The 12,108-nt window shown below is 51.7% G+C and carries 8 protein-coding genes; 7 read left to right on the top strand and 1 reads right to left on the bottom strand.

The window, feature by feature from the left end; all coding sequences use genetic code 11:
* Both BZG79_RS07285 and BZG79_RS07280 read left to right on the top strand, forming a co-directional pair.
* The coding region (locus tag BZG79_RS07285; RefSeq protein WP_077774074.1) for an elongation factor P hydroxylase at positions 1-372 on the top strand (372 nt) is incomplete at its 5' end.
* Between the two features lie 10 nt (positions 373-382).
* Complete coding sequence (locus tag BZG79_RS07280; protein ID WP_077774073.1) at positions 383-661, top strand: YfcL family protein; 279 nt, start codon at positions 383-385, stop codon at positions 659-661.
* A 145-nt stretch (positions 662-806) separates the two neighbouring features.
* Here BZG79_RS07280 and mnmC read toward each other — a convergent pair whose 3' ends face one another.
* Positions 807-2,807, bottom strand: a complete 2,001-nt coding sequence (mnmC, locus tag BZG79_RS07275) for a bifunctional tRNA (5-methylaminomethyl-2-thiouridine)(34)-methyltransferase MnmD/FAD-dependent 5-carboxymethylaminomethyl-2-thiouridine(34) oxidoreductase MnmC (protein WP_077774072.1) — start codon at positions 2,805-2,807, stop codon at positions 807-809.
* Positions 2,808-2,926: 119 nt separating this feature from the next.
* Between mnmC and fabB the strand changes: the two genes are divergently transcribed.
* From fabB to truA, 5 genes are all read left to right on the top strand, one after another.
* Positions 2,927-4,141, top strand: coding sequence for a beta-ketoacyl-ACP synthase I (gene fabB / locus BZG79_RS07270; RefSeq protein ID WP_021023107.1), 1,215 nt, complete (start codon positions 2,927-2,929; stop codon positions 4,139-4,141).
* A gap of 168 nt (positions 4,142-4,309) precedes the next feature.
* Positions 4,310-5,464 carry a 4-phosphoerythronate dehydrogenase PdxB gene (pdxB, locus tag BZG79_RS07265; protein ID WP_077774071.1) on the top strand — a complete coding sequence of 385 codons (1,155 nt, stop codon included), beginning with the start codon at positions 4,310-4,312 and terminating at the stop codon, positions 5,462-5,464.
* On the top strand, positions 5,461-6,474 hold the full coding sequence (locus BZG79_RS07260; protein WP_021023109.1) for an aspartate-semialdehyde dehydrogenase: 1,014 nt from the start codon (positions 5,461-5,463) through the stop codon (positions 6,472-6,474). Before pdxB ends, BZG79_RS07260 begins: the two co-directional genes overlap by 4 nt.
* Before the next feature lie 280 nt (positions 6,475-6,754).
* Positions 6,755-11,002 carry a FimV/HubP family polar landmark protein gene (locus tag BZG79_RS07255; RefSeq protein ID WP_199877601.1) on the top strand — a complete coding sequence of 1,416 codons (4,248 nt, stop codon included), beginning with the start codon at positions 6,755-6,757 and terminating at the stop codon, positions 11,000-11,002.
* 137 nt (positions 11,003-11,139) lie between these two features.
* A complete protein-coding gene (gene truA / locus BZG79_RS07250) occupies positions 11,140-11,976 on the top strand; it encodes a tRNA pseudouridine(38-40) synthase TruA (protein WP_077669323.1) in 837 nt (278 codons plus the stop codon).
* Positions 11,977-12,108: the final 132 nt, after the last annotated feature.

Genomic DNA, 12,108 nt, shown 5'->3' with positions numbered 1-12,108 from the left:
ATCGCACACTGGACCATTGCCGGTGAGAAACGCCGTCAACTGGAAGATTATGGCTATTGGTATCACCCTGATGGCCGCGATGCTGACACGCAAGCCGCGTTTGAAGCGGTAGAAGTGAAGCCTCAAGCGATAGAGTGGATCCTTGCGGCAAGCTGTGGCTTTCGTTTTCAAGTCAGCTGCGACAACTTAAGTGGTGTAGAGCCCGATCGCCATGCCTTTGCGGGCAAAGTCCGTCATCAAGTCATTGATTATTTATCTGACGCAGAGGCAAGCTCGGCTTTGCCCGTGCGCGCTAAGCAGTTTTCTGATACCTTGCGAGACTTTTACGGTGTCTCTGCTCTGGGGCCCGATGACTTTACGTTGCCCAGCTAAGGTTAATAAGATGAAAGTTCAAGATTATGAAGCACGCATTTTGGCATTAATCGATGAGATGGTAGACACTGCCTCAGACGATGAATTATTTGCGAGTGGCTATTTACGCGGCCACGTCTCGCTGGCGGCTGCGGATTGTGAGTTAGAGGGCATAGATGAAGTGGCGTCATTAAAAGCGCGCGTGGACACTAGCTTGTCGAAAAATGCGAGTGAACTCTCACCGGGCGATCAACGCTTGGTCGGGGCGCTTTGGGATCTGCTTCAGCAACAAGTCGAAAAATCGGCTTAATATTGCAATACCGCGCTTATTAATAACTGCGCTTTTCAACTCCTGTTCTGCGGTATCCAGTGATTATCAAGCCATCGCCTCGACGATGGCTTGGTTGTTTTTACCCACACTTGCTTGTTTTTACCGGTATATAACTAACCATTCGCTACACCGCTTTACCTTTTAGCAGTTTGCGGACCCACATGCGTCCCGGGTGCAGGGTATCGAGTACTGACTGTGGCAAAGGCAAGGGCTCATCACATAACTGAGCGACGAGGATTTCTGCGGCGAGAGGCGCGGAGGTAAGACCGCGAGAACCAAGCCCCAGAAGGCAATATAGCCCAGGGTAAACAGGGACGGAACCGGCTTTTTCCTTGTCTTTTTGCAGGGTTTGGTAGGCCCAAAGTAGTGCGTCGTAATTACACACATTGCCGATAAATGGCAGGTGGTCGCGACTGGCACAGCGCACACCAACGCGTCCTGTTTCGGCAACAGGTACATGATGAGCCCAATCAGTGTCAATACAGTCGGTTAAGCGCTGCTGGTTTTCAACCTGATCGGCCGATTGAAATTCAAGGTCGGCATTGTTGCGCGCATAGCTTGCGCCTAAGCAATGTTCGCCAGCCTGATTTGCCGGTGTTAAATAGCCCTCAAAACATAACACCGTGTTCAGTGCGCGGAGGTCAGCATTGGTGGGAACATGGCTCACTTGGCCGCGCACGGGGTAAACCGGAATGGGCGCCGTTTGGTCAAAGTTATCCGCTTGGTGCCCATTGGCGATAATCACGTTCTGGTGACACAGCTCACCGTTGGCGGTACTCAGGGTCCAACCATTATCCGTTTGTGTTAACGCATTGATGTGACAATCAAAATGCGCGCTTAGCTGTCCGCGGGTGATAGCGGCACCAATCACGCCTGCGGTAAACTGTTGCGGACTGAGCCAGCCGCCCAGCGGGTAAAACACACCGGCATGCCCAGTTTCTACCCCCACTTTTTCTGTCACTGCGTCTTGGCTTACGCGCATGACCAGTGCCTCAGGAAATGCGCCATGGAGCATTTTTTCGAGCTTAGAGGCGCTTTTCTTGTCATAGCCTAGTTGGGTAACACCACACCAGTCATGTTCAAAGGCGATGCCTTGTTCAGCCTGTTGGCGAATAAACTGCCGAGCAAATAAAAAAGCGGGCGCAAAAAACTGACTCAAGTTGTCGTTGTTACCATTAAGGAGTGGATAAACCGCTCCTTGCTGATTTCCGGATGCGCCTGCCGCTGGCTGCGGGTCTTGGCAATAAAGCGTGACTTGCTTGCCTCGCTGAAGTAATGCGCTAATCAAGGCTGCACTGGCAATACCACCGCCAATAATGGCAATGTCATCCGCTGTTGCGGCGGATGTGCGCGCATACCAAGGTGGATGGCTGGCAGTGGCTTGGCGAGCAGGTAAAGCGCCCGCTAACATTTCTCGCTTGTGACCAAAGCCTTTTACCTTTTTCATGTCAAAGCCGGCGTCAATCAGTCCACGGCGGACAAAGCCGGCCGCGGTGAAAGTCGCGCAGGTACACTGCTCTCGCGCAAGTCTTGCCATGCCATTAAATAAATCCTGGTTCCACATTTCAGGGTTTTTGCTTGGGGCAAAACCATCTAAATACCAGGCATCAACAATCCCTTTCTGACCTGTTGGTACTTGTGGTAACCAATCTTTAATATCCCCAAACCATAAATCGAGTGTAATCTGACCATCAGCTAATACAATACGTTGACAACCCGCTAACGGTACGGGGTAATGGGCGCGAAGTTGTTCAGCATAGTTTGCAAGCTCGGGCCAAGCTTGATGGGCACGCGCGAGATCTTCTACGGTCAAGGGGTACTTTTCAAAACTGATAAAGTGGAGGTGCGTGACGGTGCTATCAAGGTTAGCATGGCGGAATTGGTCAAAGGCATGCCAGGTGGCGAGAAAGTTTAGCCCGGTCCCAAATCCGGTTTCTGCAATCACAAAGCGTGACTGAGTTGCCKTATGCCAACGTTCGGGTAACTGATTTTGCCCCAGGAACACGTAGCGCGTCTCAGCTAAGCCGTCGTGATTGGAAAAGTAGACGTCGTCGAACTGATCAGCAACAGGCGTACCTGTATCATTCCAGCTGATTTTTGCATGGTCGATTGAGGGAGTGCTCACAAATGCCTCATACACAGGAAAGAGAAGATGGAAATTGTACTGATAGAAAGGAAAGCTGACCACTTATCAGCTTTAAAAACGCTATCATCCACTGCGAAATTAACGTCTAGGAAAGAATCATGAAACGAGCTGTCATTACAGGCATGGGGATTGTTTCCAGTATTGGTAACAACGTCAAAGAAGTGCTGGAGTCGCTCAAAGCGGGGAAATCTGGCATTAACTTCTCTCAGCAGTTTGCAGATATGAAGCTGCGCAGCAACGTTTGGGGGGATCTCAAACTTAACCCAGCCGACCACATTGATCGTAAAAAAATGCGCTTTATGGGGGACGCGGCTGGCTTCGCCTATTTAGCCATGGAGCAGGCGATTGAAGACTCAGGCTTAGCCCCTGAGCAAGTTTCTAATCCGAGAACGGGCCTAGTTGCCGGTTCTGGGGGCGCATCATCGGTCAACCAAGTCACGGCGGTTGATACCTTACGCGAGAAAGGTGTAAAACGCGTCGGCCCTTATATGGTGCCACGTACTATGTCATCCACGGTCTCAGCGTGCTTGGCGACCCCGTTTCAAATTAAAGGGGTCAACTACACCATGAGCTCGGCCTGTGCGACATCGGCACACTGTATTGGCCATGCGCTTGAGCTGATTCAATTGGGTAAACAAGACGTCGTGTTTGCTGGTGGCGGCGAAGAGCTTGATTGGTCACTCACCATGATGTTTGACGCCATGGGCGCACTCTCAACCAAATACAATGATGATCCACAAAAAGCGTCACGTACCTATGATGCCGATCGCGATGGTTTCGTGATTTCTGGCGGCGGCGGTATGCTGGTGGTTGAAGAGCTTGAGCATGCGCTGGCGCGCGGTGCCACCATTTATGGTGAAATTGTCGGCTATGGGGCAACGTCTGACGGCTATGATATGGTCGCGCCATCCGGCGAAGGGGCGGTGCGCTGTATGAACATGGCGATGCAAGATGTTGATGGCGAGGTGGATTATATCAACACCCATGGCACGTCAACGCCAGTGGGTGATGTCAAAGAGCTTGGTGCCATCCAAGAAGTCTTTGGTGGTAAGAGCCCTGCTATTTCCGCGACCAAGTCGATGACAGGCCATGCACTCGGTGCTGCTGGGGCGCATGAAGCCATTTACTCGACGCTAATGCTGGCGCACGGCTTTGTCGCCCCGAGTATCAATGTTGATAACTTGGATCCGGCCGCTGATGGGCTAGATATTGTGACACAACCACGTGAGCAAGCACTCACTCGTGTTATGTCAAACAGCTTCGGATTTGGCGGAACGAACGCCACCTTGGTGATTGAAAAGTATCGCGGCTAATATCGCGCTTATTTTCAGGTTCTCAATGGACCCGGCCACGGCCGGGTTTTTTATTATTGGCCCGACGTGGGGGCATGCTTTTTGGCGGATGTTTTCTTGCAGGTAGGGCGATACAATGGGCGTTATTTTTCAGCGCTCGTACGCGACGTTAAAAACAGGATGCTGACCGTGAAAATAGTTGTAGATGAAAACATGCCCTACGCCCAGGCATTGTTTAGCCAATTAGGTGAAGTCGTTGCCTTACCTGGCCGGGCGATCGGTGCGGAAGATATCCAAGATGCCGACGCTTTGTTGGTGCGCAGTGTCACGCATGTTAACCACGCGTTGATTAAAGGTGCCAAGCAATTACGCTTTGTCGGCTCGGCGACCGCGGGAGAAGATCACCTTGATTTTGATGCACTGCAAGCACAAGGCGTATATGCCACGGCAGCGCCGGGCTGCAACAAAGTTGGGGTCGCGGAATATGTGATCAGTGCCTTATTGGTGTTGGCGCAACAGCAAGCATTTAAATTGACCGACCGAACCGTCGGTATTGTCGGTGTCGGTCACGTTGGGAGTTACTTAGCTGATCGTTTAGCTGCACTGGGCATTAAAACCTTGCTCTGCGATCCGCCGCGTCAGGCGCGTGAGAATCGCGCGGATATGGTGGATATTGATACGCTGATTGCACAATCGGATGTGGTGACCTTTCATACGCCTCTGACGTCGACTGGTGAGCACCCTACTCATCACTTGATGAATCACGCTCGTTTAAATGCACTCGCACCGGGAAGCATTTTGATTAATGCCGCACGCGGCCCGATTGTTGATAATCAAGCGCTTAAGACACGGCTGGCACGAGGCGATATGGATGCAGTTTTGGACGTGTATGAGCATGAGCCCGAGGTCGATCTTGCTTTGGTCGAACGGCTAACCTTTGCAACGCCACATATCGCTGGCTATGGATTGGAAGGAAAAGCTCGCGGTACCACCATGGTGTTTAATGCCTTATGCCAACATTTATCGTTACCACAGCGCGCTGACGCCGCCGAGCTATTGCCGACAGCGCCCATTCCTTCTGTGCAACTAGCCGCGCCTTGGCAGCAGACTGATCTTATGGCGTTAACCCAACTTGTTTATGATATCCGTCGCGACGATAGTGATTTTCGCCGAGCGATGACACAAGCAGGGGAGAACAAACCGGCACAGCGTACAGCCTTTGACCAATTACGAAAAAATTACTGGGATCGACGTGAGTACAGTGCGATCACGGTAGCCGGACACGCTGATTTCGGGTTACAGTCGCTGGCTAAGCTGGGCTTTAGTATTGAGGAGCACGCATGACACAAGCATTTGATGTTGCGGTTTTGGGCGCAACAGGTGCGGTAGGCCGTACCATTATCGACATTTTAGAAGAGCGCGATTTTCCTATTGGCACTCTCCACCTGCTTGCCAGCGAGCGCAGTGCCGGTGAAACCATTACCTTCAAAGGCGAAAGTTTGCGTGTGCAAAACGTCGACACCTTTGATTGGACCCAAGTTCAAATTGGCTTGTTTTCGGCAGGCGCGCAAACCTCCGCACATTGGGCGCCTATTGCCGCAGAAGCAGGAGTGGTGGTGATCGATAATACCTCACAATTCCGCTATGATTTCGATGTGCCCTTGGTGGTGCCGGAAGTCAATCCAGCCGCGATTGGTGATTTTCGTAACCGCAATATTATTGCAAATCCCAATTGCTCAACGATTCAGATGCTGGTCGCATTAAAACCCATTTACGATGCCGTGGGGATCGAACGTATTAACGTCTCTACCTATCAATCGGTGTCGGGATCTGGAAAGTCGGGTGTCGACGAACTCGCAGGCCAAACGGTGAAACTGCTCAATAGCCAAGATGCCGAACCTTCGCTCTATAGCAAACAAATTGCTTTCAATTGCTTGCCTCAGATCGATCAATTTATGGATAACGGCTACACCAAAGAAGAAATGAAGATGGTGTGGGAAACGCAAAAGATTTTCGCTGATGAGATGATTGGAGTTAACCCTACTTGTGTGCGTGTGCCTGTTTTTTATGGCCATGCAGAAGCGGTGCATATCGAATGCCGTCAACCCATTGACGCAACAGAGGCGATGGCAATCCTTAGCCAGCACGAGCATATTGAAGTCTTTGAAGGCGAAGAGTATCCAACCCAAGTCAAAGAAGGGACGGGATCAGACAAGGTGCTTGTGGGACGGGTCCGTAACGACATTAGCCATCCAAATGGTTTAAACCTCTGGGTGGTTGCTGACAATGTGCGTAAGGGTGCCGCAACCAACACGGTTCAAATTGCTGAAGTCTTAGTGCGCGATTATCTTTAATCGACAGCGTGTGACGATGACAAGAGCGTGATGGTCCACGCATCACCATGTCAGTTTGATTGATACCCCATCCGTTGATGGGGTATTTTTTTAGGCATTAAATTTGCACAGATGACGATACGCGAAGTGTGGGCATGCTATCATCGAGGCAAAACTGAGGCAGAGCGCCCACAGTTTGATCGCACAACACACTTTTATATCATCAAACTACAGTTTTTCGCATGGCTTCCGATATAGTTAGATATTTAGTGAGGCCATTTCTGCCATAGGGAGTGCGGGTGTGTCCAACGCACAGCAAAGTGAACAGTCTTCTTCTCAAACGCGATTGACGATAATCTCGCACACAGTGAGGCGGCATCTTCTTGCCGTTGTGGGGTTATTGGCAATTAGTCTCGTCAGTGTGTCTACCTTACCGGTCGAGGCGGCCATTCGTATTCTGGGCCCGCAAGACGAAATGACGACTGAGTCGTCATCCGCACAACAACCGCCTACGGTGCAATCCGCGCAGCAATATGGCCCAACAGGTGCAAACGAAACCTTGTGGTCGATTGCGACGCAAATGCGTCCCAATACACAAGTCAGTGTTTACCAAACATTGGGCGCGATTTTCCGCCTCAATACCGACGCGTTTGCCAATAATAATATCCATCGCTTGCAGCCAGGTAGCACATTAGTGATGCCAACCTTGGAGCAAATCGAACGAGAAAGTACGCAAGATGTCGTAAATCGTCTTGAAATTGATGACGCACGTAAGCAAGCACAAACGACGACACCATTGAGTGATCAAGTCACCCAGCCTGACGCTCAAGCATCAGAGCAAGTCGAACCCGAGCAAGCTGAACCAGAATCGCAACAAAGCGCCTCAGAAACAGAGCAGGCACAGGGCTCTGAAGCGAGTGAGCCTAAGACACCACAACCTGAAGTGGTAGAAACGTTGCAATCGCAGCTACAAAACTCAGATCAAGAAATGACCCGCTTGGTTGAGAGTAATCATGTGCTCAAAGTGCGCTTATCCGAAGTTCAGTACGAACTGAATGCGCTGAAAGAAAAAATGAGCAGTGATGACGAGTTGAATCAGGAAATACGTGCTTTCCTAGAACAACAACGTCAGCAGCAGGCGAAACAAGAGACGCAGCCTCCCTCTGCGGTCGACTCTTTATTGGATAATCCACTCCTGCTCGCCATGTTCGCGATCATTCCTGGCGCATTAATAGCCGGTGGGGTTTTCTTCTTCTTGGCGCGTCGTAAGAAACAAAACGAAGAGCATGACGAGCCCGCCTCACTCGACCATGATGAGCTAGATGATATGCCGGTTATCATGGTGCCCGATCCTGAAGATGAGCAGGAAGGGGAGAGTCACCAAGATCAATCTGACGATGAGTTAGAGATCACTGAGGATGGTCGTAGTGATGAAGACGTGGCATTTGGTGATGACACGGTATTCGGTGATGACACGGACCTTGATGATCTCAATCTTGACGATGAACTGGACGACATGTCTGGTAACGAATCGAGCGTTGCGCCAACCAGTGACGATGCCATTGGACTCGAGGACATGGAGCGTGCGTTAGATGAATTGGCGGATACACCGCCTGCCGATACCGAAACGTCGACCGACAGCGAAAGTGAAACCGACGACGCAGCCCTCCCTGAAGAGGAAATGAGCGCAGACGAGGCGCTTGCAGCAGAGTGGGCGAAAGCGCTAGAAGAAGGTAACGACAGTGATGTAGATGACATTGACGCCTTGCTCGCCGGGGAATCGGGCACTGAATCTACGTCGGAGGAACCCTCTGAGTCCACGCGTGAATCAGAAGCAAACGTAGAGAGTGATACTGAGGCGACATCGGATGATAACCCTGAATCAAGCGAAGCGTCGGAAGAGCAAGCACCGAATGATGCATTATTTGACTCAGCCCTTGCCGATGAGCCAGCGTTAGATCTCAGCCAAGAAATTGATTTATCAGATGATGACGACGAAGACAGCGTTTCGCTCGACAACACGACCGAGCTTCTTGATGAGCTTGTCGGTGATGATGATGACGATGATGATAGCTGGTTGAATGATCAAGATGATACGGAGACTGAGTTTGATGAAAGCAGTGATGCTTTACTGGATGAAGTATTAGACAACGATGATCCGCACCTTGAAGACTCTGACGCCTTGTTGGAGGAAGTGTTAGGTGACGACGACGAATCCGATCCACTTGCGGAGGAAGATGATCCTGCACTGTGGGAAGAAGCTGAAGACAGTGATCCTAATGAAGCGGAACTCGAAAAACTGCTTTATGAATCAGAGGGTGAACCAGAGCCTGATCCCCGTAAGGCAGAACAGCCCGCAGAGCCCGAGACTGACGACGATGCACAGGGTGACACGGATGAAGCGCCAGCCGATGACACTGCAGAGCCCGAGGCCGAAGCTCAGGATGATACGGATGGAATGTCAGCCGAGGATACCGCGGAACCCGAGGCCGAGGCTCAGAACGATACAGATGAAGCACCCGTCGCCGACGAGTCGCTAGCAGACCAACAACCTGAACAAACGGCTGAGCCGGATGACGCCGCCGAGGTTGAAGACACATCCGACACTGTGCCCGAAGAGCCAGTCGATGACGCTGCAGAGCCCGAGACTGAGGACGATGCACAGGATGACGTGGACGAAGATCCAATCGCGAATGATCAGCCAGTAGACGCTCAACCCGAAGAAACGGCTGAGTCGGATGACGCCGCCAAGATTGAAGACACATCCGACACTGCACCTGAAGAGCCAGCCGATGACACTGCAGAGCCCGAGACTGACGATGACGTACAGGATGACACGGACGAAGCGCCAGGCGAGGATACCGCTGAATCCGATGCACAGGATGACGTGGACGAAGAGCCAATCGCGAATGATCAGCCAGTAGACGCTCAACCCGAAGAAACGGCTGAGYCGGATGACGCCGCCGAGGTTGAAGACACACCCGACGCTGAGCCTGAAGAGTCAGTCGATGACACTGCAGAGCCCGAGACTGAGGACGATGCACAGGATGACGTGGACGAAGAGCCAATCGCGAATGATCAGCCAGAAGACGCTCAACCCGAAGAAAYGGCTGAATCGGATGACGYCGCCGAGGTTGAAGACACACCCGACGCTGAGCCCGAAGAGTCAGTCGATGACACTGCAGAGCCCGAGACTGACGACGATGCACAGGATGACACGGACGAAGCGACAGCAGAGGACACTGCTGAACCCGATGCACNGCCCGACGCTGAGCCTGAAGAGCCAGCCGAGGACACTGTGGAGCCCGATACTGACGACGATGCACAGGATGACACGGACGAAGCGCCAGCCGAGGATACTGCAGAGCCCGAGACTGACGACGACGCACAGGATGACGTGGACGAAGAGCCAATCGCGAATGATCAGCCGGTAGACGCTCAACCCGAAGAAACGGCTGAGCCGGATGACGCCGCCGAGGATACCGCGGAACCCGAGGCCGAGGCTCAGAACGATACAGATGAAGCGCCCGTCGCCGACGAGCAGCCTGATCAAGGCGAAAACCTCGATGATATTAAAGAGGAAGATTTACTCGATTTAACCAATCTGCCTGAATATGACGAAGAAGCCGCACTGGCAGATGCAGAACCGGTTGACGAAGAAGAACAAGCTGCACTTGATAGCGTGCCAGAGCCAGAGCCAGAGCCAGAGCCAGAGCCAGAGCCAGAGCCAGAGCCAGAGCCAGAGCCAGAGCCAGAGCCAGAGCCCACCTCAAAAGAGGAACGTGATTACACGTTTGATTCTCTGTCGTTAGACGATTTGGGTGAGTTTGATGAAAACGATGCGCTAGGGGCGGCACTCGATGAACAACGAGAGCTCGAGTCTTATCTCAATGAGCAGCAAGACAATGCGCCAACCTCTGAGGCGCCCGAGCGCGATACACGCAATATCAGTGATCTGGATGACGATGATCACCAGGTAGGTGGTCTGAATATGGAGGCCTTGCTATCGGAATCCGATGACGATGAGCCTCTCGATCTTTCCGCTTTATCCGACGAAGAAGCAGCGGTTTGGCAAGCCGATAATGAGCCAGAGCCAGAAGCCGAAAGTGAAGATTGGAGCCAACAACCCGCCATTGATCCGGCCTCGCTTGAAACCTTTGAACTGGAACAGGCCTTGGATGATGATCTGCTCGGTGAGGGTGATGCTGAAAGTGAGCTTATCGGCGAAGAGCAGGAAGATGACGACTACATTAGTATCGAAGAGCTTATGCGCGATGACGGCTCGACGCCAGATATTGATCCCGATAAGGCAGAGATGAACCTTGACGTAGGGTTGGATGAATTCCCTGATGTGTTAGAAGACATTAGTGCGATTGATGTTGATGGCGACACCGCCAGCACAGAGGCATCGACCAATCTCGACTTGGCGAAAGCTTACTTGGAAATGAATGATATGGATGGCGCGATTTCCTTATTAGAAAAAGTGATTCAGTCAGGCAATAAGGCCTTGCAGCAAGAGGCTCGGCAACTGCTTGAACAACTTAGGTGACACCACAATCAGGTAGCACAGGCTACCTGATTGCTTATTAGGCCTCAGAATAGACAGTCGATGTTAAGACCTGCAACAGGCCGGCTTTATGGGTATAATGCTGCGCCTTGTTGAGCAGTAACTAAAAAGGCACAGGCATGAGATTCGCGTTAGGCATTGAATATGACGGCGCCCAGTTTTACGGTTGGCAAAGGCAACGAGAAGTCACCAGTGTCCAAGAACACTTGGAAAAGGCCTTGTCGACCGTCGCTAATCACCCTGTGGCAGTACAATGTGCGGGGCGTACCGATTCGGGAGTCCACGGCACCGGACAGGTGGTGCATTTTGATAGCGATAGCCAACGGCCATTAAAAGCCTGGACGATGGGAGTGAATGCAAACTTGCTTGATGCGATTGCCGTACGTTGGGCCACGCCTGTTCCAGACGATTTTCATGCGCGATTCAGTGCGACAGCACGCCGCTATCGCTATGTGATATACAACCACTCTTTGCGCCCAGCGATACTGGGTAAAGGTGTCAGTCACTATCATAGCGAGTTGGATGAAACCTTAATGGCGCGAGCGGGTCAGTACTTACTAGGTGAGAATGATTTCTCGTCATTTCGTGCGGCACAATGTCAATCTCACTCGCCATGGCGGAATGTGATGCATTTATCTGTCACGCGTCAGGGGCGGTTTATCGTGATCGATATAAAAGCGAATGCCTTTGTGCATCACATGGTGCGCAATATCGCGGGCAGCCTCATGGCTGTCGGTCGTAAAGAACAGCCGCCAGAGTGGATCGCATGGCTACTGGCACAGAAAGATCGTACCTTGGCGGCCGCGACGGCCAAAGCGGAAGGTTTGTATTTGGTCGAGGTGGATTATCCGGATCAATATGGCTTACCACGCCCGCCGATAGGGCCTTTGTTTTTGCCCGATCAGGTGATGGAATCCGAGAGCATACTCGGCGCAAAGCGTACGGAGACAGAATAGGTAGTACCAGTTTTTTATCCCAAGTCTGGCAGACTTGTGATTTAATTCGGTCTAATTTGTTACGAATCCAAGATGGTTGTCTAATTGTGATAGCCATGACTAAGTAAAGGTTGTCCATGAGCTGGCTAGAGA

Source organism: Salinivibrio sp. MA427 (assembly GCF_001996115.1).
In the GTDB taxonomy this organism is placed as follows: domain Bacteria; phylum Pseudomonadota; class Gammaproteobacteria; order Enterobacterales; family Vibrionaceae; genus Salinivibrio; species Salinivibrio costicola.
This window is presented reverse-complemented; position numbering and strand designations above follow the sequence as displayed.